At 57.2% G+C, this 23990-nt stretch carries 24 protein-coding genes; 10 read left to right on the top strand and 14 right to left on the bottom strand.

Annotated elements, in window-relative coordinates; translation table 11 throughout:
* Positions 1–6 precede the first annotated feature (6 nt).
* A complete protein-coding gene (locus tag PFY00_RS10415) occupies positions 7–633 on the top strand; it encodes a hypothetical protein (protein ID WP_271432493.1) in 627 nt (208 codons plus the stop codon).
* Positions 634–845: 212 nt separating this feature from the next.
* Here the strand turns inward: PFY00_RS10415 and PFY00_RS10410 are convergent, their stop codons facing one another.
* Entirely contained in the window at positions 846–2360 is a 1515-nt protein-coding gene (locus PFY00_RS10410) for a DUF2125 domain-containing protein (protein ID WP_271432492.1), read from the bottom strand.
* A 126-nt stretch (positions 2361–2486) separates the two neighbouring features.
* Between PFY00_RS10410 and PFY00_RS10405 the strand changes: the two genes are divergently transcribed.
* Positions 2487–3236, top strand: coding sequence for an SDR family oxidoreductase (locus PFY00_RS10405; protein ID WP_271432491.1), 750 nt, complete (start codon positions 2487–2489; stop codon positions 3234–3236).
* Positions 3233–3862 (top strand): enoyl-CoA hydratase/isomerase family protein, encoded by a 630-nt coding sequence (locus PFY00_RS10400; protein ID WP_271432490.1) that lies wholly within the window; start codon positions 3233–3235, stop codon positions 3860–3862. Before PFY00_RS10405 ends, PFY00_RS10400 begins: the two co-directional genes overlap by 4 nt.
* On the opposite strand, the gene PFY00_RS10395 is transcribed toward PFY00_RS10400, so the two are convergent.
* From PFY00_RS10395 to choX, 4 genes are all read right to left on the bottom strand, one after another.
* Positions 3859–4374 carry a GNAT family N-acetyltransferase gene (locus PFY00_RS10395; protein WP_271432489.1) on the bottom strand — a complete coding sequence of 172 codons (516 nt, stop codon included), beginning with the start codon at positions 4372–4374 and terminating at the stop codon, positions 3859–3861. The two genes, PFY00_RS10400 and PFY00_RS10395, sit on opposite strands and share 4 nt — an antisense overlap.
* Positions 4367–5380: a choline ABC transporter ATP-binding protein gene (choV, locus tag PFY00_RS10390; RefSeq protein ID WP_271432488.1), complete on the bottom strand. Its 1014-nt coding sequence runs from the start codon at positions 5378–5380 to the stop codon at positions 4367–4369. Before choV ends, PFY00_RS10395 begins: the two co-directional genes overlap by 8 nt.
* On the bottom strand, positions 5377–6210 hold the full coding sequence (gene choW / locus PFY00_RS10385) for a choline ABC transporter permease subunit (RefSeq protein WP_271432942.1): 834 nt from the start codon (positions 6208–6210) through the stop codon (positions 5377–5379). The genes choV and choW overlap by 4 nt, the downstream gene beginning before the upstream one ends.
* A gap of 177 nt (positions 6211–6387) precedes the next feature.
* On the bottom strand, positions 6388–7311 hold the full coding sequence (choX, locus tag PFY00_RS10380) for a choline ABC transporter substrate-binding protein (RefSeq protein WP_271432487.1): 924 nt from the start codon (positions 7309–7311) through the stop codon (positions 6388–6390).
* A 132-nt stretch (positions 7312–7443) separates the two neighbouring features.
* On the opposite strand from choX, the gene ade reads away from it, so the two are divergent.
* Positions 7444–9138, top strand: a complete 1695-nt coding sequence (gene ade, locus PFY00_RS10375) for an adenine deaminase (protein WP_271432486.1) — start codon at positions 7444–7446, stop codon at positions 9136–9138.
* A gap of 52 nt (positions 9139–9190) precedes the next feature.
* On the opposite strand, the gene PFY00_RS10370 is transcribed toward ade, so the two are convergent.
* Positions 9191–10366, bottom strand: a complete 1176-nt coding sequence (locus PFY00_RS10370) for a lytic murein transglycosylase (RefSeq protein WP_271432485.1) — start codon at positions 10364–10366, stop codon at positions 9191–9193.
* Between the two features lie 195 nt (positions 10367–10561).
* Between PFY00_RS10370 and PFY00_RS10365 the strand changes: the two genes are divergently transcribed.
* The gene (locus PFY00_RS10365; RefSeq protein WP_271432484.1) at positions 10562–10924 is read left to right on the top strand and encodes a response regulator; all 363 of its coding nucleotides are present in this window, start codon (positions 10562–10564) and stop codon (positions 10922–10924) included.
* Positions 10925–10927: 3 nt separating this feature from the next.
* On the opposite strand, the gene PFY00_RS10360 is transcribed toward PFY00_RS10365, so the two are convergent.
* The 7 genes from PFY00_RS10360 to def (PFY00_RS10330) all read right to left on the bottom strand — a co-directional run bounded on the left by PFY00_RS10360 (position 10928) and on the right by def (PFY00_RS10330) (position 15008).
* Positions 10928–11914: a glutathione S-transferase family protein gene (locus PFY00_RS10360; RefSeq protein WP_271432483.1), complete on the bottom strand. Its 987-nt coding sequence runs from the start codon at positions 11912–11914 to the stop codon at positions 10928–10930.
* A 133-nt stretch (positions 11915–12047) separates the two neighbouring features.
* Positions 12048–12284, bottom strand: coding sequence for a GlsB/YeaQ/YmgE family stress response membrane protein (locus PFY00_RS10355; protein WP_271432482.1), 237 nt, complete (start codon positions 12282–12284; stop codon positions 12048–12050).
* Positions 12285–12287: 3 nt separating this feature from the next.
* On the bottom strand, positions 12288–12524 hold the full coding sequence (locus tag PFY00_RS10350) for a hypothetical protein (RefSeq protein ID WP_271432481.1): 237 nt from the start codon (positions 12522–12524) through the stop codon (positions 12288–12290).
* On the bottom strand, positions 12524–13438 hold the full coding sequence (fmt, locus tag PFY00_RS10345) for a methionyl-tRNA formyltransferase (RefSeq protein WP_271432480.1): 915 nt from the start codon (positions 13436–13438) through the stop codon (positions 12524–12526). The genes PFY00_RS10350 and fmt overlap by 1 nt, the downstream gene beginning before the upstream one ends.
* 60 nt (positions 13439–13498) lie before the next feature.
* Positions 13499–13993, bottom strand: a complete 495-nt coding sequence (gene def, locus PFY00_RS10340) for a peptide deformylase (protein WP_271432479.1) — start codon at positions 13991–13993, stop codon at positions 13499–13501.
* Positions 13990–14487 (bottom strand): peptide deformylase, encoded by a 498-nt coding sequence (gene def, locus PFY00_RS10335; RefSeq protein WP_271432478.1) that lies wholly within the window; start codon positions 14485–14487, stop codon positions 13990–13992. The genes def (PFY00_RS10340) and def (PFY00_RS10335) overlap by 4 nt, the downstream gene beginning before the upstream one ends.
* Positions 14484–15008, bottom strand: coding sequence for a peptide deformylase (def, locus tag PFY00_RS10330; protein ID WP_271432477.1), 525 nt, complete (start codon positions 15006–15008; stop codon positions 14484–14486). The genes def (PFY00_RS10335) and def (PFY00_RS10330) overlap by 4 nt, the downstream gene beginning before the upstream one ends.
* A gap of 173 nt (positions 15009–15181) precedes the next feature.
* Between def (PFY00_RS10330) and PFY00_RS10325 the strand changes: the two genes are divergently transcribed.
* Positions 15182–16357 carry a MalY/PatB family protein gene (locus PFY00_RS10325; protein ID WP_271432476.1) on the top strand — a complete coding sequence of 392 codons (1176 nt, stop codon included), beginning with the start codon at positions 15182–15184 and terminating at the stop codon, positions 16355–16357.
* Positions 16358–16370: 13 nt separating this feature from the next.
* On the opposite strand, the gene PFY00_RS10320 is transcribed toward PFY00_RS10325, so the two are convergent.
* On the bottom strand, positions 16371–16745 hold the full coding sequence (locus PFY00_RS10320; RefSeq protein ID WP_271432475.1) for a rhodanese-like domain-containing protein: 375 nt from the start codon (positions 16743–16745) through the stop codon (positions 16371–16373).
* Positions 16746–17093: 348 nt separating this feature from the next.
* Between PFY00_RS10320 and mutL the strand changes: the two genes are divergently transcribed.
* The 4 genes from mutL to aceE all read left to right on the top strand — a co-directional run bounded on the left by mutL (position 17094) and on the right by aceE (position 23972).
* Positions 17094–18932, top strand: a complete 1839-nt coding sequence (mutL, locus tag PFY00_RS10315) for a DNA mismatch repair endonuclease MutL (RefSeq protein WP_271432474.1) — start codon at positions 17094–17096, stop codon at positions 18930–18932.
* Positions 18929–20101: a DNA recombination protein RmuC gene (locus PFY00_RS10310; protein WP_271432473.1), complete on the top strand. Its 1173-nt coding sequence runs from the start codon at positions 18929–18931 to the stop codon at positions 20099–20101. Before mutL ends, PFY00_RS10310 begins: the two co-directional genes overlap by 4 nt.
* A gap of 18 nt (positions 20102–20119) precedes the next feature.
* Positions 20120–21037, top strand: a complete 918-nt coding sequence (locus tag PFY00_RS10305) for an ornithine cyclodeaminase family protein (protein WP_271432472.1) — start codon at positions 20120–20122, stop codon at positions 21035–21037.
* A 277-nt stretch (positions 21038–21314) separates the two neighbouring features.
* A complete protein-coding gene (gene aceE, locus PFY00_RS10300) occupies positions 21315–23972 on the top strand; it encodes a pyruvate dehydrogenase (acetyl-transferring), homodimeric type (RefSeq protein WP_271432471.1) in 2658 nt (885 codons plus the stop codon).
* Positions 23973–23990 lie beyond the last annotated feature (18 nt).

Here is a 23990-nt window from a genome sequence, read left to right as displayed (position 1 = left end):
GTATCAATGACATCCAAAGCTATGATGCTTAGCGCTGCTATTGTTGCAGCACAGTTTGGCAGCCCGGTGGTTGCTCAATCAACGAACGAGGCGGGACTAGATGGGCAATTTGCGTCTATCGCTTGCGAGGTGAGACCACAGCCAAATCAGGATGGGACGATGGGCGAATGGTGGCTAACACGCGACATCACGATCGCTGATGATCGCATTGATGCCGTGTTCACGACCTACGCGGGCCCGGGCTGTGGTTTCGCCCTACAGGAACTCCATTTCGGCGGTGGTATCGAGATTGTTGGCCCGTCGGACGTCATTGACGGCGCGGTTGAGGCTGACCTGACGATTGATGACTACGTTCGGATCAAACCGTTGGTAGAAGACTTTGCGGCCTTCTTGAACAGCGCGCCCGATGGAGCTTGTCTGTCTGCCGAATGGACCGTTGGGCAAGAACGCGACATCTTGCAAGACGGCTGCCTCGTTTTGGGTGTTCAGCCCAATACACCAACAGTCGAGTACGAAATTCTCGCAACGCGCGGTGATATGATTTTCTTTGGAGCGAGACCCACAGATGGCACGTTTATCGTGTCGCCAGACAAACGGCCTGCTGCGCTGCTCGTCGGTGCCGCGCGCAAGTAAACCCACTCACGTAAGCTGCCATTGGAGCTAAGAAATCCAATGGCAGCGAAGTCCCGAAAGCGGACACTCCTAAAAAAGCTTTTCAGAGTTTGTTTCCGGCTTCCGGATTCGGAGATCCTGCGGCGTGGTGACGACCAAAGCCAAACATGCGCAACGAAAGACAAAGGCCGGGAAGTCCCGGCCTTTGATGTTCTCATAGTTTTACGCGCAGGTCACTTGATGCGCTGGCCGTTCGCAAGAACATGGCCTTCGGCGTTCACTTCGATGGTCGAGGTTGCGCTGTCTTCCTCCGCACCCGGAACGGTGAACATGGACAGCATCATGCGCGCGCCCATGGCGTCTTCCTCGGCCAGCAGACCCATTTGGATCAACTTGTCGATCAGGCCGTTGTGACCCTGAACCGCGATGTCCAGCTGGCCCTCTGGGCGGGGCAGACCGTCAAAGCTTTCCAGATCGGTGTTGTCAAAAGTGAATGCACCCTTGCCTGTCAGCTTACTGCCGGCCGCTTCAACCGTCAGATCGTTCAGGGTCAGAGCATTCAGCTCGCCCGGCATGGCTTCGCCGTTTTCCAGCTTTTCCATATCGGCCGGATCCATAAGGTTCAGGAACGGTGTGACCTGAGCTGTCAGATCTGCCACAATCGTTGCGGGGTCGCGCGGAAGGATCGCGGCTGGGTCCAGCATACCCCAGATCATGTTGCTTGTTTCAAAGCCAACCAGCTTGAGACCAAGGGCGGCCTCTTGCGGGCCTTGGCCGGGCTGAATTGGAATTGCGATGTTGAAACCTGATTCAGCCATTTGCGCATTGATCGGAAACGGCACGTCTGGCGTTGTCATTTCCATGGTGAAATCCGAGTTCTGCACCGCGTATACGATCGCTTCGTCAGAAACATCCACCTCAAGCGAACCGGCGCCAGAGGTGAAATTGCCACTGGTGTTGCCAGAGCGTTCGGTCACGAAAAACTCGAGGCTGGATCCTTGGTGCGAAAAGATTCCGCCACCGGCAAACCCAGCTGCAATGGCAGCCGCCATATCGTTCAGATCAAAGCCTTCGGGAAGAATGCTGTCGCCTTCAAAGGAAACGCCAACCATCTTGGCGGCAAAGTTCCCACCTTCTTCGCTATCGGGATCATTGGCGGCGAAGTCGATGTTTACATCCCCCAGATCCATGACCTGTTCGATCACCGTCAGGCTGTCTTCCGTGCGCGATGCAGAACGGCCTTCGATCGGCCCCATGGTCATGTTCATGCGGGCCATGTTGTCCGGGATCATTTCGCCGTCGACCATCAGTTTCGACAGGGCCAGACCCAGCATGTTAGCCGTGTAGTCATAGTTCATTGCGTCCGGATCACCGGATACGACCACCTGAAGGTCGTCATGCGTGTAATCGACGGTGATCTCGACCTGCTCACCGTCGTTCACCACGACCGTGATTGGCATCACTTCGGGGAAACCTACGGAAACCGAACCATCGCCACGATCACGCAGCGTCAGCTGGTCCATCGAAAAGCTGAAGTTGCCTTCACCTTCCGGCAAAGCCATGGACATCGTCACGTTGCTGACGATCAGATCATCGCCCGACGCCGCTGGCTGGGCCTGCACGTCATAGCCAAAACCTTCGACGTACTCAGACAGATTGTCCCAAACCTGCTGCGGCGTCACGTCGGCGGCGGCATGTTGCGTCATTGCGGCGAGCGCAAGCGCTGAAATACCAGTAAACTTTTTCATGATGAACCTTTCTCGAGGCTGAAAATTGATGCCCATAGTGTCGAGCGCTCTCAGCGCAGGGTCAAGGGACTGGATTCCATACTTTGTAGCCTTTACCAAGTTTACAAGGTGGCAAGGAGATATCTTATGGATTTGACAGGAAAAACTGCGCTCATTACCGGAGCAAGCCGGGGAATTGGCGCCGCGGCGGCCCGTCTTTTTGCCGCGCAGGGTTGCAAGGTTGCACTGGTTGCACGCAGCGGAGATGCAATCGCCGATCTTGCCGGGGAAATTGGCAAAGCAGCGGTTGCCATTCCTTGCGATATCGCCCGCTATTGGGAAATGGATCAGGCCGTACAGAACTGTATTTCCGCGCATGGCGGGCTTGATATTCTCATCAACAACGCAGGCGTGGTCGAGCCGATCAGCCATTTGGCGGATGCTGACCCCGACGCCTGGGGCGATGTGATCGACATCAATCTCAAAGGCGTTTTCCACGGAATGCGTGCGGCGCTGCCGAGTATGTTGGAAAGCGGGGGCGGTACGATACTGACCATCGGCTCCGGTGCAGCCCATGGCCCGGTCGAAGCATGGTCGCATTACTGTTCTTCCAAAGCCGCCGCTTTGATGCTGACACGGATGGCCGACAAGGAATACGCGGATCAGGGTATTCGCGCGCTTTCACTGTCGCCCGGAACGGTTGCGACCCAAATGCAAAAGGAAATCAAGGCTTCGGGGATCAATCCGGTCAGTCAGCTGGATTGGTCCGATCACATTCCGCCTGAATGGGTGGCGCAGGCGCTGCTGTGGATGTGCGGCCCGGATGCAGATTCTTTCAAGGGCGCCGAAGTTTCGCTGCGCGACGAAGCAATCCGGGAAAAGGCTGGCATCAAATGATCGAATTGAACAAGGACGGCGGGTTCTGGACCGTCACGCTTAATCGTCCGGACAAGGCCAATTCACTGACAGAAGCCATGCTGCGGGAATTGGCTGAGATCGCCGAGGCCGCAGCAGACCCTGCCAACGAGGCGCGGGTGCTGGTTCTGACCGGGGTTGGCAAAGTATTTTCTGCAGGGGCTGATCTGGACGCAGCCAAAGCCGGGTTGGCGGTTTCACCACTCTGGGAAAGGCTTTCCGGGGCCCTCGCGAAAATGGATGCCATGACAATTTGCGCATTGAATGGCACCGTTGCGGGCGGCGCAATGGGCATGTTTCTGGCCTGCGATCTGCGCCTTTCCGTTCCCGGCGCAAAGATTTTCTACCCGGTCATGAAACTGGGTTTTTTGCCCCAACCGTCGGATCCGGGCCGGCTTGCCGCGATCTGCGGCGCATCACGCGCAAAAATGATCCTGATGGCCGGCCAAAAGATCCCGGTCGAGCAAGCAAGCGAATGGGGGCTGATCGACGTGATTGCCGATGGGGACATTATCGAAACTGCGCGGGATCTGTCTGGCGATGTGTTGGGGGCCACGCCTGAACACGCCACTGCCATCAAAAACCTGATTGGCGGCCGCAGCGCCTAGATCTCTTTTTCAAAGAAAACCAAGAGCTCGGCGACATCCTCGGGGATGTCGCTGTAAGGGCCCCGAAGGGCAAAGCCCATAGACAGGTACAGGCTGACGGCTGCTTTCAGAATTTTGCCGGTATCCATGAGAATGCGTTGGTGACCCGCGTTCTGGCAATCTTCAATCAGACGTTCCATCATGGCGCGACCGACACCGTGACCGCGGGCTGAATCGCGGACGTACACTCTTTTGATTTCGGCGGTACGCGGCGCGATTGGGCGAAACATTCCGCAGGCCACGACCTCACCATTCAGCAACGCCAATCGTGTTCCCCCTCCGGGCGCTGCGTGTTCTTCCGGCAACCGGTCCATCAACGCGGCATACCCTGCTTCGGGATAGGCATGAGAAACGGCCCGTGCACTGGGGCCGCCCAAACCAATCAAAAAGTCCCGGTAGTCCCAGCACAACTCTCGGAGTGTGGCAAAGTCTTCCGGTGTCTCGCACCTTTTGAACTCCGCCGCGCTAGCCATTTGGCTGACCAAGCCGCCGCACGACACTGTCAGCGCTGACCCGACCCAGAGTTTCGCCATCTGACACAACCGTCAGTGGCCCGTCTGCCAGTTTGTCGATGATCTCTTTGATCGGTGTTTCCGCTTCGACGACCGCACCACCCTGCCCCGCTTCTGTCACGTCGCGCGCGGTCAGAACGCCAAGCGGGTTCATGTTCGCCACGAAATCGGCCACGTAGTCCGATGCCGGATTGGAGAAGATTTCGCGAGGCGTGCCAATCTGTACGATCCGCCCGCCTTCCATGATCGCAATGCGATTGCCGATTTTGAACGCTTCGTCCAGATCATGACTGACGAACAAAATGGTCCGTTTCAGATCACGTTGCAGATCGAGCAATTCATCCTGAAGACGGGTACGGATCAATGGGTCCAACGCAGAGAACGGCTCATCCATAAGCAGGATCGGCGCGTCAGTGACAAACGCCCGAGCCAAGCCGACACGCTGCTGCATGCCGCCTGACAACTCGCCAACCTTGCGGTCTTCCCAACCGGCCAGTCCAACAAGCCCAATGGCCTTGGATGCAGCTGCATCCACGTCGCGCCCGGCACCACTGTTCCCAAGCTCAAGAGGAAAGCGGACGTTTTCCTGCACGGTGCGCCAAGGTAGGAGCCCGAACTGTTGGAACACCATGGCGATGCGTGTCTGGCGCATCTGGCGCAGACGCGCCGCGCTGCAATCGGTGACGTTGACCATCTCGTCGCCCGCGTTGACGGAAACACCGCCCCGCACGACCGGGTTCAATCCATTGACCGCCCGCAAAAGCGTGCTTTTGCCCGACCCAGACAGCCCCATCAAAACGACGATTTCGCCCTCTTCGACAGTCAGAGAACAATTGTGGACCCCCAGCACCTGACCGGTGGCCTTTTGGATTTCGGTCCGATCCTGCCCGGCATCTGCCAGCGGCAGTGCCTGCCCCGGCGCATCGCCGAACATGATCGACACATTGTCAAATACAACTGCGCTCATTTCCCAACCCTCAACGCCCGGTCGAGCATGATGGCAACAACCACGATGATCAGTCCCGCCTCAAAGCCCAAACCAGTATCCACACGGTTCAACGCACGTACGACCGGCACGCCCAGGCCGTCCGCGCCGACAAGGGCCGCGATGACGACCATGGACAAAGACAACATGATGGTTTGATTCAAGCCCGCCATGATCTGAGGCAAGGCACTGGGAAGCTCGACCTTCCACAGCTTTTCGCGGGGCGTCGCGCCAAAGGCATCCGCCGCCTCAGTCAGGGCGGTTGGTGTCGATGAAACACCCAGATGGGTTAGACGAATTGGCGCGGGAACAACAAAGATCACCGTTGCGATCAAACCCGGAACCATACCGATACCGAAAAACACGATGGCCGGGATCAGGTAGACAAAAGTCGGCAGGGTCTGCATCAGGTCGAGCACCGGCCGCATCCATGCATAAAGTCGTGGACGATGGGCCGCAGCAATCCCGATCGGAACCCCAACACCCATGCAAACAACACACGCCGACAGTACAAGTGTCAGGCTTTCGGTGGTTTCTTCCCAATAGCCCTGGTTCAGGATGAACAGAAATCCAAGCGCCAGAAAGGCCGGAACTTTCCATCCGCGGTGCAGCCACCATGTCAGCCCGGTCAAAGCCGCAATGACGATCAGGGGGTGCGGGGTCTGCAGAACCCAAAGAACCGCGTCGATCAACGCTTCCATGGCGATGGCCAGCGCATCAAAGAACCACGCGCCATTGTCCTGCAACCAGTCAAAGACGGCCTCAGCAGCGTCCCCAACAGGAATTTTGTTGTCTGTCAGCCAATCAAGCAGCGGATCATCCTCCGGTTATTCCGGGATTTTGTCTATCTTGCAGCGCTGCCCGCCCGAAAATCAATCCGGGGCGATCAGAGCCGCTCAAACAAGTACGGAAAAAGGCCAGCCGCCAAGCTTGGCGCTGTGCCCCATATAAAAAAGGGCGCACCATCGCGGTGCGCCCGATTATCGGTATTACTGAAGCGCGCTCATCACGGCGGCCTTGGCATCGCCACCGTCTTTGGTGGTCACGCCGGCCAGCCAGCCGTCCAGAACGCCCATGTTGGCCGCCAGCCACGCCGTCGCAGCCTCGGCCGGATCTTCGCCATCATCCAGAATGGCGCCCATGATCTCGTTTTCCATCGCCAGCGAAAACTCGAGGTTGTTCAGCAATGCGCCAACATTTGTGCACTCGGCCGCATAGCCAGCGCGTGTGTTGGTGTAGACAGTCGCGCCACCAAGGTTCGGGCCAAAGTAGTCGTCGCCACCCGTCAGATAGGTCAGATCGTAGTTTGCGTTCATCGGATGCGGTTCCCATGCAAGGAAGACAACCGGCTCGTCCCGCTTGTCCGCGCGTCCAACCTGAGCGAGCATACCTTGCTCAGAGCTTTCCTTGACCTCGAAACCTTCGAGACCAAAAGCATTGGCCGCGATCATATCCATGATCAGACGGTTGCCGTCATTGCCCGGCTCAATGCCATAGATGGTCTGGTCGAGGGAATCGCCTTGGCCAGCGATGTCAGCAAAATCCTTGATGCCCATTGCAGCGCCAGCGGCATTTGTTGCCAGCGTGTACTTAGCGCCTTCCAGGTTCGCCCGAACCGTGTCGACCGTACCCGCTTCGCGGTATGGTGCGATGTCGGCTTCCATTGTCGGCATCCAGTTTCCGAGGAAGATGTCGATGTCGCCGGCAGCCATTGACGTGTAGGTAACCGGAACGGACAGAACCTTGATATCAGTCTCATAGCCCAGTGCCTGCAAGACCACGGTGGTCGCTGCGGTCGTCGCTGTGATATCGGTCCAACCCACGTCCGAGAAGGTTACAGTTCCGCAATCGGCCGCAGCCGAAGTCGCGGTCATGGCAGCAAGCGCCAAGGCCGAGGTGAAAATTCTGGTCATCTTTTACATCTCCCTATTTTTGACTGTTCAGTCAATCAACGCATTTTCCAGCGTAAAATGCAACAAAACTTTGCGCTGCCATCTGTCTGCGGCAGCGATTAGCATGTTCGACAGACTAACGGAGTTGAAAGCATGAGCAATCCCGAGACCAGAATCGCGCAGGGTCGTGGTGACAAACCCGCCGACATTGTCCTGAAGGGCGGCAAGCTGCTGGACCTCATGACCGGTGCTTTGCTGGATGGCGATATCGCCATCACCGGAGATACGATTACCGGCACCTTGGACACCTACGACGGCGTACAAGTTATTGATGTTTCGGGCATGGTTCTGGCGCCGGGCTTTATCGACACCCATCTGCATATTGAAAGCTCGTTGGTCACGCCCTTTGAATTTGATCGCTGCGTCACGCCCCGCGGGGTGACCACGGCCATCTGCGACCCCCACGAAATCGCAAATGTCGTTGGTGCGCCCGGCATTCAGTATTTTCAGGATGCCAGCCAGCACACCTTGTTGGACATCAAGGTACAGCTGTCGTCCTGCGTGCCCTCGACGCATATGGAAACCGCCGGTGCCGAGCTGCTGGCCGAGGACCTAAAAGCGCTCAAAGGGCATCCGTCAGGGTTGGGCCTGGCGGAATTCATGAACTACCCCGGCGTTATCCATCGCGACCCCGACGCCATGGCTAAACTGCGCCTGTTCGACGGCGAACATATCGATGGGCATTGCCCTTTGCTCAGCGGCAAAGACCTCAATGCCTATATCGCAGCCGGCATCCGCACCGAGCATGAGGCCACCAACCCCGACGAGGCGCTGGAAAAGCTGCGCAAAGGTATGCGGGTTCTCATACGCGAAGGATCGGTTTCGAAGGACTTGCATGCCCTGCAGCCGCTGTTGAACGTAACGACCAGCCCTTACATGTGCCTTTGCACCGACGATCGGAACCCTTTGGATATCGCCGACTCTGGTCATCTGGACTACATGATCCGCGAATTGATCCGTCTCGGCACACCGCCGCTTGCGGTTTACCGTGCCGCCACTCTGTCAGCGGCCGAAGCCTTTGGCCTGAAGGATCGAGGCATGATCGCCCCTGGCAAGCGCGCTGATATCGTCGCGTTGGATTCGCTGGAATCCTGCCGCGCCCAGTTGGTGATCGCAGGGGGGCGTTTGGTAAATGACGACGCCTTTGCAAAGCGGGGTTCAGTCGAACCAATTGCGCGCAACTCAGTCAAGGCACCACGCGTCAAGGCGTCGGATTTCCGAGCCCGCGCCAACCGTGAAAAAACCGACGTTATCGGCATTCGCGAAGGACAGATCCTGACTGATCATCTGATCGAAGACATCAGCATTCAGGATGGCGACAAGGCCCCTGACGTTACACGCGATTTGATCCGTATAGCCGTTGTCGAGCGGCATGGAAAAAACGGCAACATCGCTACGGGGTTTGTGCGCGGTTTCGGTTTGCATTCTGGCGCGATTGCCTCGACGGTCTGCCACGATCACCACAACATTGCCTGTGTCGGCGCCAATTACGAAGACATGGCTACAGCCGCCAACCGGCTGGGCGCAATCGAAGGCGGTTTTGTTGTTGTCGACAGGGGTGAAATACTGGCTGAACTGGCCCTGCCTGTGGCCGGTTTGATGTCGTTGGAGCCGTTCGAAACTGTCAAAGCCCGGCTGATCGATTTGCGTGACGCAGCGCAATCGTTGGGTGTGACCCTTGAAGAGCCGTTCCTGCAACTGGCCTTTCTGGCATTGCCCGTCATTCCGGCCCTGAAAATTACGGACCGAGGCATGGTGGATGTGAACAAATTCGAAATCATCCCTTAAGGGGCGTGCCATGCCTCAGGCACGCCTTGGGCGGGCGACTTAACCGCTCGCTTTAAAGGCGCGACAGCAGGTCAGGCGTCGGCCAAGCATCTGCAGGCAGGCCCAGTTCACGCTGAACCGACCTTACCGCAGCCCGCGTGCCCGCACCCAAAATGCCGTCGATTTTTCCGACGTCATAGCCACGGTCCGCCAGTTTACGCTGCAAGGACTTCATCTGATCGCCTGACAGGCCTGTGTCTGGCTGCCCGGCATCGTAAACCGGCGCCCCCATTAGCCGGGTGCCAAAATAAGCAGCGGTCAGAACGTAGGTAAAGCTCTTGTTCCATTCGAAATAAACGCTGAAGTTCGGGTAGGCGATGAAGGCTGGCCCATTGCGGCCTTGCGGAATGATAATGGACGCAGGAAGACGCGCATCATCAAGCACGCCGCTGCGTGCCTTGACGCCCAAGGCTTCCCACTCTGCGACCGTTTTCGTCGTGTGAAGCCCAGTGTCAAACCAATCCAAGTCATCCGGAAGCACAACCTCTTGCAGCCACGGCTCACCCGGTCGCCAACCCAGGTGAGACAGCATCTTTGCGCCAGACAACAGAGCGTCAGCCGAAGATGTCTTGAGAGTCACACGCCCGTCGCCATCACCGTCAACACCGTTTTCGAGGATGTCCTTGGGCAGCATCTGGACCATGCCGATCTCACCGGCCCAAGCACCTGTGGTCGTACCCGGATCAAAAGCTCCGTTTTCATAGAGCGTCAGAGCTGCAAATACCTGAGGTCTGAAAATTTCTGGCCGGCGGCAGTCATGTGCCAAAGTGACCAGAGCGTTCGCCGTATTGAAGTTTCCCTGAAACGCGCCGTAGTCGGTTTCAAACGCCCAAAACGCCAACAAGACGCCGGGCGATATGCCAAATTCACGCTGAATCCTGTCAAAGATCGCAGATTGGCTCTGGGCCAGTTGTCGCCCCTTGTCTAGGCGAGATTGCGAAATCAGCTTGCGAGAGAACGTGATGAACGGGTCCTGAAATATCCCCTGACGTCGATCAGCCTTGAGCACGGATTGATCCTGCCGGACACCCGCGAAAAAGCGCTGAACGGTTGAACTGTCATGGCCTTTGGCGATTGCTTCGCGCGCCATGTCATTCACAAAGGCCCCAAATCCGCCGCCACAAGGGACGGTCTGTGCCTGCAAAGCACCCGCCAGAAATGTTGCGGCCAAAAACGCTGTCTTTTTCATGCAAACCCCATTTCGCACTCGTTCGTGTACCCTATCAGCGAAACCGCATCGGACAAGTCGGCAGATCAGCCGAACTTCGCTCAAGTTCAACTTTTGTTCACCATCCTTACGAGAATGTTAAGGCTTTGTTTAGAATTGGCCGGATAGGGGAGGATTGACCGGACGAAGTGGTGCAACGAGTGTAAGGAGACCTTCGTGTCAGTATTGATCGTCGAGGAACAAGCTGCGCTCGCCGAGGTTTGGAAAGGCCATCTGGAAAGGATGGGATCCACAGTATCCGTGGCCACCAATGTCGAGGACGCGGGGCGCCATCTGGAACAAAAACCTTTCAAGGTCATTATCCTTGATTTGATGCTCGGACGTGGCCACGCGGCGCTGGCGGTTGCCGATCTTGCGCAGTATCGGCAACCAGAGGCGCGGGTGATTTTCGTCACCAACACCAGCTTTTTTTCAGACGGATCGATCTTCCGCCATTGCAGCAATGCCTGCGCTTTTGTGCCCAGCCATACGCGCCCGGATGATCTGGCCGCTATGGTGCAGCACTACGCGGGTACCTGAAGGTCAGGCACTTGTCGCGTCGCGCCCATGCGGGGCTTCAAAATCCAGATTGGGGCCAATGGAGACAATCCTGTGCGGATTGATGCTTTCATGGCTGTAGTGATAGTGGCGCCGAATGTGATCCATGTTCACAGTCGCCTTGATTCCCGGCCATTGATACAGCTCGCGCAAGTAGCCCCAAAGATTGGGATAGTCGACAATCCGCGCGCGATTGCACTTGAAGTGACCATGATACACAGCATCGAACCGCACCAGAGTCGTGAACAGCCGCCAGTCCGCTTCGGTTATGATGTCGCCCATCAAATAGCGTTGCTGCGAGAGCCGGTCTTCCAGCCAATCCAACGTGTCAAAAAGCGGAACAATCGCTGCATCATAGGCGGTTTGGGTCGTGGCAAAACCAGCCTTGTAGACACCGTTGTTCAACGTGTCGTAGATCCGCGCGTTCACGGGTTCAATCGCCTCGCGCAGATGCTCGGGCCACAGGTCATTTTGGTTGCCGGTCAACCCGTCAAAGGCCGAATTGAACATCCGAATAATCTCGGAGCTTTCGTTTGAAACAATCGCTTCGCGCTTGCGGTCCCAGAGGATAGGAACCGTCACCCGGCCAGACATGGTCGGCTCTGCCTTCAGGTAAACATCTCGTGCAAAGGCCAGTCCGTACAGCTGATCACCTGTTGCGCCGGGATAGTCCGGATCAAGGCTCCAGCCATCGTGCAGCATGTCAGGATGCACGACGCTGACGCCAATCAAGTCTTCCAAACCCTTCAAGGTCCGGAAGATCAAGGTGCGATGTGCCCACGGGCAAGCATAGCTGACATACAGATGATACCGGTCAGCTTCGGCTTCAAAGCCGCCTTCGCCCGATGGTCCGGGGCTGCCATCCGCTGTGATCCAGTTGCGGAACTTGGCCTCTGTGCGTTTGAACGCCCCGCCTGTCTTGGACGTGTCGTACCACTGGTCCCGCCATTCGCCATCTACCAACAAACCCATCAACGCATTCCTTTCCCGACTGCATCCGTTGCAGCCGAAGTAACCCTGTGCACCCATGCCAGCAATGCACGGCAACGCAGGGCAACCGTGCAGCTGTGCACAAAACGCATTCGTTTGTCAGTTTAGTGCGAGGTTATTTCTGGAGGTAGGTCTTCCAGACCCACAAGAGCAGCATCGCCCCCAAGACCGCGCCAACCAGCCCGGCCAGCATCCCCGTGATGACAAGCAAAAATCGGATAATGAGCCCGCCAATCAAAGCGCCTGCAATTCCGATGCCAACGGTTTCCAGCGTGCCCAGATTCAGGCGCATGAAACGCGTTGCCAAGAAGCCGGCAGCGGCCCCGATCACAATGAGCCAGACAATTGGCATGGCTTACTTCCTCCAATGGGTTGGAACGATGACAAGAGCACCGATTGACGAAAAGATGGCGTTGATCCCCGGCGACCGAAAGCCGATGCCGAACATCAACGAAATGAAAAAGGCCAGAAACGCACCACCAATACAGATGATGATGCTTTGCACGATGCCATTGTGGGTAAAACCTGATCGCTCAGAGGCATAACCAACGATGCCTGCAATGACGACAGTTCCAATCATGGTCGGAAACATTAGCGTTCTCCCAGTTTGGTCCCGCGCGGAACGGGATGCCCACGCAGAAATTCCTGTGCGTCCTGCGCGCCCTTGCCCGGACGCTGCGCCCGTGTAACCTGCACCGCGCCGCGGCCGCAGGCAATGGTGAATGCCGCATCCAGTGCCTCTCCGGGTGAGCCCTGCCCGTCCGACATTTTTGCACCCAGCACTTTGATGCGCTCACCGGCGTGCGTCGTCCATGCGCCGGGCGCCGGAGACAACCCCCTGATATGCTGACTGACTTGATCTGCTGTGCGCGCCCAATCGACCTGTGCTTCGGCTTTGTCGATTTTGGCCGCATAGGTCACGCCCTTGTCCGGCTGGGCCACGGGGGTCAAGTCCTGCAGAGTACCAAGTGCCTTAACGATCAGCTCCGCGCCCAGCGCGCTCAGTTTGTCATGAAGCGATCCGGTCGTTTCTTCCGGGCCGATGGGCATTGTCTCGCGCAACAGAACCGGCCCGGTATCAAGCCCGGCTTCCATTTGCATGATGCAGACGCCGGTTTCCTGATCTCCCGCCATGATAGCGCGATGGATTGGTGCAGCGCCCCGCCATCTGGGCAGCAAGGAAGCATGGATATTCAGACATCCCTTTTGGGGAGCGTCCAGAACCGCTTGCGGCAGGATCAGACCATAAGCAACCACGACCGCCACATCTGCATTCAGCGCCGCGAACGCGTCTTGTTGTTCCACGTCCTTCAGCGAAACCGGGTGGCGAACCGGTAGCCCAAGTTCCTCAGCTTTGGCCTGAACGGCTGTTGGCCGGTTCTTTTTGCCACGTCCGGCAGGGCGCGGCGGCTGACTGTACACGCAGACGATTTCATGGCCTGCATCCACCAAAGACTCCAGAACCGGCACTGAAAAATCCGGGCTTCCCATGAATACAACACGCATATGGTGTCTTGCCTCTTTCAAACCTTGCCACTTGAACAAAAAAACCGCGGACGGCGTACGCTAGGCATGCTTGCGCGCTTTTTTGATCAACATGTCCCGCTTCACTTTGCTGAGGCGGTCAAAATACATTTTTCCGGCCAGATGATCGATCTGGTGCTGCACCGACGTGGCCCAAAGCCCGACGTAGTCGCGCTCAACAATCACGCCGTGCTCATCCATGAACCGCACTGTCACTGCGCGTGGCCGTTCGATCCTTGCGTGAACACCCGGCAAATTGGGGCTGGCCTCATCATGGGCGCGCAGTTGAACCGAAGCGTGCAAAACTTCTGGGTTCGCCATGCACACGGCCTGCCCGCGGTCTTCGGAGGCATCAACAACAGCCAACCGAAGCCCGATGCCAATCTGCGGTGCAGCCAGCCCGACCCCGGGCATTGCCTCCATTGTGTCGATCATGTCACGCCAGATTTTACGCACGTCCTCGGTGATCTCGGGAACGTCGGCTGCCGCAGTGCGAAGCCGTTTGTCGGGCCAACGAATGCATGGGCGAACCGTCATGGCAGAGCTTCATATTCCTTGAGGTGCGCAGCGCGCGCATCCGGGTCCAGACGGTCAAAATGCATGAGACCATCCAGATGATCCAATTCATGCTGCGCGCAAATCGCCTCAAAGCCATCAAGCTCTGCAGACTGACGAACACCATCAAGGTCCGTGTATTGCAGGACAATCCGTTCATGGCGTTGTGGCGCAACCGTGATGCCGGGAAAGGACAAACATCCTTCGCTGCTGGGAACCTTTGTTTCTGACGCCGACTCGATCACCGGATTGATACAGACACGCGGTGTTCTGTCCCCGGTTTTCCACCCGGCATCCATGACGAAAACACGTTTCATGACCCCGACCTGCGGCGCGGCAATACCGCGCCCCGGTGCGTCATACATGGTTTCAAACAAATCCTCGACCAGATCGGCCACGTCGGACGCTTGCGCAACCGGTTCGCAAACCTGCGACAAGCACGCATCCGGCCAGCGCAATATGGATAAAACGCTCACGCCTTTTCCCGCGCCATTTCTTTTTTCAGCTTGACCATCTTGCGCGTGATCATCTGCCGTTTGAGCGGCTTGAGGTAGTCAATAAAGAGCTTGCCTTCGAGGTGGTCGATTTCGTGCTGGACGCAAGTTGCCCAAAGCCCGTCAAAGGTCTCTTTCTTCAGGTTACCGTTTACGTCCATCCATTCGACATCAACGATTTTGGGGCGCTCGACATCCGCGTATTGATCCGGGATCGACAGGCAGCCTTCTTCGTACACATTCTGCTCGTCTGAAGCGGCCACAACCCTTGGGTTGAACATCACCAGTGGGCGCGGCTCTTCTTCTTCGGATTTCACACAATCCAGCACGATCAGCCGGGACATCACACCAATCTGCGGCGCAGCAAGACCAATGCCCGGCGCTGCATACATGGTTTCGAGCATATCATCGGCCAGCACCCGCAGGTCGTCTGACATATCGTCGACCGCTTTGGCGACCTTTTTGAGGCGAGGATCAGGGTGGATCAGAATAGGACGTTTCATGCGCTTGGATTTAGGCCGGAAAGGCACGATGCGCAATGCTTGGTGCGCAACCAGCGCCACGTATCGCGGTTACACGCTTTGAAACCGGCAGGAATGCGCGTCATCGCACTTTTCGCCCTTGCACCCGCCGCCCCACTGCCTGACGAATAGAGCAACAATGACAGGAGACACCCATGAGCCGCTTTGATGAGGACATTAACCGCTTTGGCACCCACTCGGTGAAGTGGGACATGATGGAACGGCTCTACGGTGTGCCCGCGAACGATGGCCTGTCCATGTGGGTTGCAGACATGGATTTTCGTCCGCCGGCCTGTGTACAGGATGCCGTTTCGAGAATGGCTGACCATGGAATCTATGGCTACTACGGGGACGATGCGGCCTATCGGAATGCCATTTGCTGGTGGATGAAAGAACGCCACGGCTGGTCGGTCGAGCCTTCGTGGATTTTCTCGACACATGGATTGGTCAATGGAACCGGCCTGTGTGTCGATGCCTATACCAAACCCGGTGACGGCGTCATTCTGTTTACCCCGGTTTACCATGCCTTTGCGCGGGTCATAGAGGCGGCCGGTCGCGAAGTGGTGGAATGCCCATTGGTGCAGCAGAACGGCCGCTACGAGATGGATTTCGACGCCTACGACCGGTTGATGACTGGAAATGAGCGGTTGGTTATCTTGTGCTCACCACACAATCCGGGCGGACGGGTCTGGAGCCGTGCCGAGTTGAAAGGCGTGGCCGAATTCGCAAAACGCCACGACCTCATCCTCGTGTCGGACGAAATCCACCATGATTTGGTCATGCCGGGCAACCAACACACGGCAATGCCACTGGTCGATGACGGTGTTTCTGAACGGCTTGTGATGATGACGGCCACGACGAAAACCTTCAACATTGCTGGCAGCCACATTGGCAATGTCATCATCCCCGACGACGATCTGCGGGCCCGGTTTAGTGCGCGAATGGGTGCATTGGGCATATCCCCCAACAGTTTCGGGCTGTTCATGGCCGAAGCCGCCTATTCACCGGCAGGCGCCGCTTGGGTGGACGAGCTGGTAGAATACCTTGATGGCAATCGGCAGGCCTTTGATGCCGTGGTAAACACCATTCCCGGTCTCCGCTCGATGCCCATGGAATCGACGTATCTGGCTTGGGTGGATTTTTCGGGTACTGGAATGGAACGCGACGAATTCACGAAACGGGTGGAACAGGGCGCGCGGATCGCCGCGAACCATGGTCCGACCTTTGGCAGTGGCGGTGAAAGCTTCATGCGGTTCAACTTTGCGACACCTCGGGCGCGCGTAGTCGAAGCAGCCAACCGCTTGGCAGAGGCTTTCTCGGATCTTCAGTAAACGCGAGCCTGCCCTAGCCGACCCGTTTGGGTGCGCCAGAGGCCATATCGGTTCCGATGTAGGGTTTCTTGGCCGTCTTCCACGCGCCAAAGCCACCGTCCATATGCGCAATCTTGGTGACGCCTGCATCTATTGCCAGGCGTGCCATCTTTTCAGACCGAATTCCTGATCCGCAATGCAGGACGATGCGTTTTTCGGTTTGGCCGGGCAGTTTTTCGGCCTTGAAGAACGCCATTGGCATAAGCAGCGCGCCTTCGATGTGTTCGAAAATGTATTCCTGAGGGGTGCGCACATCAATCAGGACGATTTCATTCGCGGCAAAGGCCTGCTCCACCTCTTCCACGGACCAGGTCTCCAGAGTTGCCGAGCCCACTGTTTCAGATTTCATGGAGACACTCCTTGTGTTTCAAATGCCGGTCTTCGCACCTGATCCGCTTTTGGACGAACCAACCGTCTAGTTTTTTGTTGGCCGAACCAGCGACACTGGCCGGAACCATGTCTTTGCGAATTCCTCGCCGTAGAAGGTTGCGATGGTCTCATAGGTGATCAAGGGGACAAGCATCAGAACACTCCACAGGTTTACGATATATTCAGAATCGTTAACGTAATAAAATGACAATGGGAATGGGGATTTTGAATTTAAATTCCTCACAGCGACATAAGCCCTGAAACCGCGTCCGGAAATCGGATCGCTGGCCCGTTTCAGAATCGTCTCTGGCCTGCTAGTTCTAGTGGGATGAATGCCCATGACCCCAACATGCGCCCGGAAATACGGCAACTGGACGAAACCGCCATCAATCGCATTGCGGCTGGTGAAGTGGTGGAACGTCCTGCATCCGCCGTCAAAGAACTGGTCGAAAACGCAGTCGATGCGGGCGCACGCAGAGTTACGATCGAGGTTGCCGACGGTGGCAAAACCCTGATCCGGGTCATTGATGACGGGTGCGGCATGACCGCAGAGGATCTGCCCCTCGCGCTTTCACGTCACGCAACATCAAAGATCGATGGCAGCGATCTTCTGGACATTCATTCATTCGGCTTTCGCGGCGAAGCGTTGCCCTCGTTGGGTGCGGTTGGGCGGCTCACGATCCAAAGCCGGGTTCGCGGTGGTGACGCCCATGAGATCACTGTGAATGGCGGCCAAATCGGTGCCATCCGACCTTGTGCCATCAATCCCGGAACAATCATTACGCTGCGCGATTTGTTTTTTGCGACCCCGGCCCGGCTGAAATTCTTGCGGACGGATCGCAGCGAACGCCAGGCCATTTCAGACGTGATCAAACGCTTGGCCATGGCTGAGCCTTCGGTCGGGTTTACGCTGCGCGACGTTTCAGGCGGCAACGAACGGGTTCTGTTCCGCGCTGATCCCGAAGAAGGGGATCTATTCGACGCGCTTCGAGGGCGGTTGGGCCGCGTCATCGGAACCGAGTTTATCGAAAACGCACTGGCTATCGATGCCGAACGCGAAGGATTTCGCCTGACCGGATATGCCGCTTTGCCTACCTATTCCCGTGGCTCATCCGTAGCACAGTATCTGTTTGTGAATGGCCGACCTGTTCAGGATAAGTTGCTCATTGGCGCACTGCGCGGCGCCTACGCTGACTTTCTGTCTCGCGACCGCTATCCCGCCGCCGCGCTCTTTATTGATTGCGATCCGCATTTGGTGGACGTCAACGTGCATCCGGCCAAATCCGAAGTGCGTTTTCGCGAAGCCGGACTGGTGCGCGGATTGATTGTGTCTTCGCTCCGCCATGCCTTGGCCGGCGCAGGCCACCGGGCCTCCAGCACCGTCGCGGGCGCAACGCTTGGGGCGATGCGGCCCGAACCGATGTCTCCAAGGGTCTATCAAATGGATCGGCCCAGCCTTGGCGCCCGCACATCAGCTTATCAGGCACAGGCCCCGGCCGGTTTCGCGGAACTGGCCGATACCTATTCGGCCCGCGTGGTCGAAGCCGAGCCCCCTGTCGACGCGCAAATCGATACCCCTGTTGAAACGCTTCCGCTGGGCGCGGCACGCGGTCAGGTTCATGAAAACTACATCATCGCCCAAACCGGTGACGGCATGGTGATCGTCGATCAACACGCCGCCCATGAACGGTTGGTGTATGAAAAGCTCAAAAATCAAATGGCCGAAAACGGGGTCGCCGCGCAGGCGCTGTTGATCCCCGAAGTGGTCGAACTGTCTGCTGATGATCGGGACAGGCTCTTGGCCTTGTCAGATGACTTGTACAAAATGGGCATGGGCATCGAGCCATTCGGCGGCACCGCAATCGCAGTTCGCGAAACACCCGCCATACTGGGCGAAGTCAACGCCGAGGCACTGTTACGCGATGTGCTGGACGAACTTGCCGATTTCGGCTCCAGCCAGCTGGTGCAGGAAAAGGTCGAGGCGATCCTGTCGCGCGTTGCCTGTCACGGCTCGATCCGGTCTGGTCGGCGCATGCGGGCCGAAGAAATGAATGCCTTGTTGCGCGAAATGGAAGCAACGCCCCATTCGGGACAATGCAACCATGGCCGCCCAACCTACGTGGAACTCAAACTCTCCGATATAGAAAGGCTGTTTGGCCGCACATGATCCAGATTGGTGAAACAACGATCGCGTTCGATGACCCCGTGACGCTCGTGATTATCGGGGGCGTTCTGCTCGCTGTGGTCTTTTTGATTTTGCTGATCCTCGCGGTGCGGGCCTCGGGCCGTTCGGCGCGTCTGGCCGAACCGCTTGCCATGCAATTGGGGCAACTGGGCCATCGTGTTCAATCGCTTAGTGAAGGTCAGGAACGATTGTCTGGCGGATTGTCCCACGTGTCCGAAGCGCAGGCTCAAAGCCAAACCGCCATGTTGCAACTCATGGAACAGCGGCTGGCGCAGGTCCAGGAACGCATGGGCGAAACGCTCCAGGGTTCCGCGCGGCGCACGGCACAGTCTCTTGGCGAATTGCAGGAACGCCTTCAGGTCATCGACAAGGCGCAGGACAACATCACCAAGCTGTCCGGCGATGTGTTGTCGCTTCAGGACATCCTGAGCAACAAGCAAACCCGCGGCGCATTTGGTGAAATTCAGCTGACTGACATTGTCGGCAAGGCGCTGCCGTCAGACAGTTACACATTGCAAGCCACGCTTTCAAACGGCAGGCGCGCCGACTGCCTGATCCACTTGCCTAATCCCCCCGGCCCCATCGTCGTAGACGCAAAATTCCCGCTGGAAGGTTATGAGGCATTGCGCAGGGCGGAAACGCAGGATCAGCTCAACCGTGCCGCGCAGCAGCTGCGTCTTTCGATCCGCAAGCATATCCGGGATATTGCTGATCGCTACATCATAGAAGGTGAGACAGCCGACGGCGCCTTGATGTTTTTGCCCTCTGAAGCGGTCTATGCCGAACTGCATGCCAACTTTTCCGAACTGGTTCGTGAAGGCTTCAATTATCGCGTTTGGATCGTCTCCCCTACGACATGCATGGCCACCCTGAACACGATGCGGGCCATCCTCAAAGACGCGCGCATGCGGGAACAAGCCGGCGCCATCCGACGAGAACTTCAACTTCTGCATACCGATGTGGAACGGCTGGGAACACGCGTCGGCAATCTCGATCGTCATTTTGGTCAGGCGGCCAAAGACATTGAAGACATCAAGATCAGCGCCGACAAAGCCGGGAAACGCGCCAAACGCCTCGACAACTTTGACTTCGAGGAATTGGCCAACGAAGATGACGCCGCCACGGTCGTGAAATTAAAACCCGGAGAATGACCGGGCAGGAGAACCCAAATGCCCTTTAGCCCCCGACTGTTCAATGATGACGACCTTAAAGGGCTGGGCATAGGGCCAGACCGGATCGTTGACTGCATCGAGGAAGCCATCGCCGCCAAAGCCGCAGGTCGCTTGATCACGACGCCCAAATCCGTGGTGCAACCCGGCGATGGGCGCTACATGATGAGCACTCTGGCCAGTGGCGATTTCACGGTGCTCAAGGCTGTTACCGTTTGTCCGGAAAACCCTGCAAAAGGTCTGCCGTCCATCACGGGTGCGATCATGGTGCTGGACGCGCACACCGGCGAATGCCGGGCTGTCATGGATGCTGAATGGATCACTGGCGTCCGCACGGCCGGGCTTTCTGCGGTCGCCGCGGTTCGTCTGGCCGATCCAAAGTCCGAGTGCATCAGTTTCGTGGGTTGCGGTGTACAGGCCCGCTCACATTTGCAGTTGTTTGCCGGCTTGTTCCCATTGAAACGCATCAAGGCCTATGGGCGCGGTCAGGCGAACATCGACACGCTTTGTGCTCTCGCCGACGATCTGGGTCTTCAATCAGAGGTTTGCGACACCCCGGACAAAGCCTTGGAAAATGCCGACATCGTGGTGACATCGATTGCCATCACCTATTCCGGCGAACCTTTTCTGGACGCCCGGTTGCTAAAGCCCAGCGCCTTTGCCTCTGTGACAGACGCAGCGAAACCGTGGATACCCGCCAGTCTCGATGCCTTTACGACCGTTGTCGTCGACGATCGCCAGCAGGAACTGTCGATGCCGCAACCCATGGTGACAGCAGACCGCATCGCAGCCGATCTAACCGATTTGGTCTCGGATGGAATTGCGCCAGGAAACGGTCCTCGTGCCTTACTGTTCAGGGGAATCGCGGTTGGCGACTATGCTTTGGCAGCGGAAGTTTGGCGCCACGCGAACGGCTAAAACCGGCGAGACGGCAAGAAAATAGCACTGTACAGACGCCTGCACGAAATATTGTTTAATATTTAACTATTGCCATGCGCATGGTGCATGGATGATATGCGTTGCGCTGTCTGCCGCTGCGTCAGGCGACGTGCTAATTCCCTTTTCAGACGAGAACAGCTCTTGCGGTTATTGGGTAGACCCCGTGCCGCATCGCAATCCTAAGAGCATAATTTAAGTCTAAACAAATTATGCGTGAACGCCCAAACGGCGCGGCGCAAGTCAGGGAAGAGGATATATGACGGACGCTCCCCAAGATATTGACCCGATCGAATCCCAGGAATGGCAAGAAGCGGTCGAAGATGTGATCCAGCGCGATGGCGCAGACAGGGCACATTTCCTACTCGATAAAGCGGTTCAGCAAGCCCGCGCTGCCGGCGCCAAGCTGCCCTTTTCGGCAACCACCCCATATCAGAACACGATCTCACCGGATGACGAAGTCGAGATTCCCGGTGACAAGGATATGGAATGGCGCATTCGGACGATCAATCGCTGGAACGCCATGGCCACGGTGGTCAAACGGAACAAGGAAAGCAGCGAATACGGCGGGCATATTGCCTCCTTCGCCTCATCCGCCGCGCTCTATGACGTGGGCCTGAACCACTTTTGGCGCAGCAAATCGGCAATTCACGGCGGCGATCTGGTCTTTTTCCAAGGGCACGTTGTTCCCGGCATTTATGCGCGCAGCTTCATGGAAGGCCGCATCAGCGTCGAAGAGCTTGAGAATTTCCGTTCCGAAGTCGCAGGCGGTGGTCTGTCGTCCTATCCGCATCCTTGGCTCATGCCGGAATACTGGCAATTCCCAACGGTCTCGATGGGTCTTGGCCCGCTGATGGCGATCTATCAGGCCCGCTTCATGAAATACATGGAGAACCGTGGCCTGATCGAAAAGTCGGACCGTAAAGTCTGGGCCTTCCTCGGTGATGGCGAGATGGACGAACCAGAAAGCCTCGGCGCGATCCATCTGGCCGCCCGCGAAGGGTTGGACAACCTGATCTTTGTGGTGAACTGCAACCTGCAGCGCCTTGATGGCCCGGTTCGTGGCAACGGCAAGATCGTTCAGGAACTCGAAGGCAACTTCCGCGGCTCCGGCTGGGACGTAATCAAACTGCTTTGGGGCAAGGGCTGGGATGACCTTCTGGAAAAGGACACCTCTGGCAAGCTGCGTCAGTTGATGGACGAAACCATCGACGGCGACTACCAGACCTTCAAATCCAAGGATGGCGCCTATATCCGCGAGCATTTCTTTGGAAAATACCCAGAGACGGCCGCACTGGTGGAAGACTGGACCGACGATCAGATCTGGTCCTTGCGCCGTGGTGGGCATGATCCCAAGAAGGTCTACAACGCCTTCAAACGGGCAAGCGACGCCAAAGGGCAGCCAACTGTTTTGCTGGTCAAGACCGTCAAGGGTTATGGCATGGGCACCGCTGGCGAAGGCCAGAACACCACGCACCAGCAAAAGAAAATGCAGCTGGACCAGCTCAAGGCGATGCGTGATCGTTTCCAGATCCCTGTCACAGATGAGGAACTGGAAAAGGACATCCCGTTCGTCACGCTGAACAACGCGCAAAAGGCCTATTTGGCCGAACGGCGTAAGGAACTGGGCGGAGCATTCCCAAAACGCTTTACCGACGCCCCATCGCTGGATGTGCCGGCACTGGACAAGTTCAAAGCTCAGCTTGAAAGCACCGGTGATCGTGAAATCTCGACCACCATGGCCTTTGTCCGCATTCTGACGACGCTGCTGCGTGACAAGCAGATCGGTAAAAATGTGGTGCCAATCGTGCCCGATGAATCGCGCACTTTCGGGATGGAAGGGCTGTTCCGCTCAGTGGGCATCTACAATCCGCTCGGCCAGCACTACACGCCTGAAGACCGTGATCAGATGATGTACTACAAGGAATCTGAAAGCGGTCAGGTTCTTCAGGAAGGGATCAACGAGGCCGGTGCCATGGCAGATTGGATCGCGGCGGCAACGTCCTATTCCAACCACGGCGTGCCGATGATCCCGTTCTTCATCTACTATTCGATGTTTGGCTTCCAGCGGATCGGTGATCTGGCATGGGCCGCTGGCGACAGCCGCGCACGCGGCTTTATGCTGGGCGGGACAGCGGGCCGGACCACACTGAACGGCGAAGGTCTGCAGCACGAAGACGGGCACAGCCATATTCTGGCCGGAACCGTTCCAAACTGCATCAGCTACGATCCGACCTTCAGCTACGAAGTGGCCGTGATCGTGCAGCACGGGCTGCAACGCATGTTTGCGGATCAGGAGGACGTGTTCTTCTACCTGACCTTGATGAACGAGAACTATAGCCATCCCGAAATGCCCATGGGCGCAGAGGAAGGTATCATCAAGGGCCTGTACCGGATGAGCAAAACCGCCAAGCCGGGGAAAAAGCACGTCAACCTGATGGGGTCAGGCACCATTTTGGTGCAGGCGATCAAGGCCGCCGAGATGCTGAAGGCGGACTTTGGCGTGACCTCCGACATCTGGTCGGCCACCTCGTTCAACGAGCTGGCGCGTGATTGTCAGGATGCGGCGCGTTTCAATCGCCTCAACCCTTTTGCAGAGCCACGCAAGGCCTATGCCGCGCAACTTCTTGAAGGTGTCAAAGGGCCGATCATTGCAGCGACCGACTACATGAAAAACTTCGCGGAACAGATCCGCCCCTGCGTGCCGGGTCGGTTCACCGTATTGGGCACCGACGGTTTCGGCCGTTCGGACAGCCGTGTGAACCTGCGCCGCCACTTTGAGGTGGATGCAAACCATATCGCCGCGGCTGCGATGGTCGATCTGTGGCGCGAAGGTGTGATCAAAGATGCCGACCTCGAAAAGGCTCTCAAGAAATACGACATCGACGGCGGCAAGCCGAACCCGCGTACCGCGTGACCGGGACAGGAGGAATTA

Source organism: Thalassococcus lentus (assembly GCF_028023555.1).
GTDB lineage: Bacteria > Pseudomonadota > Alphaproteobacteria > Rhodobacterales > Rhodobacteraceae > Thalassococcus_A > Thalassococcus_A lentus.
This window is presented reverse-complemented; position numbering and strand designations above follow the sequence as displayed.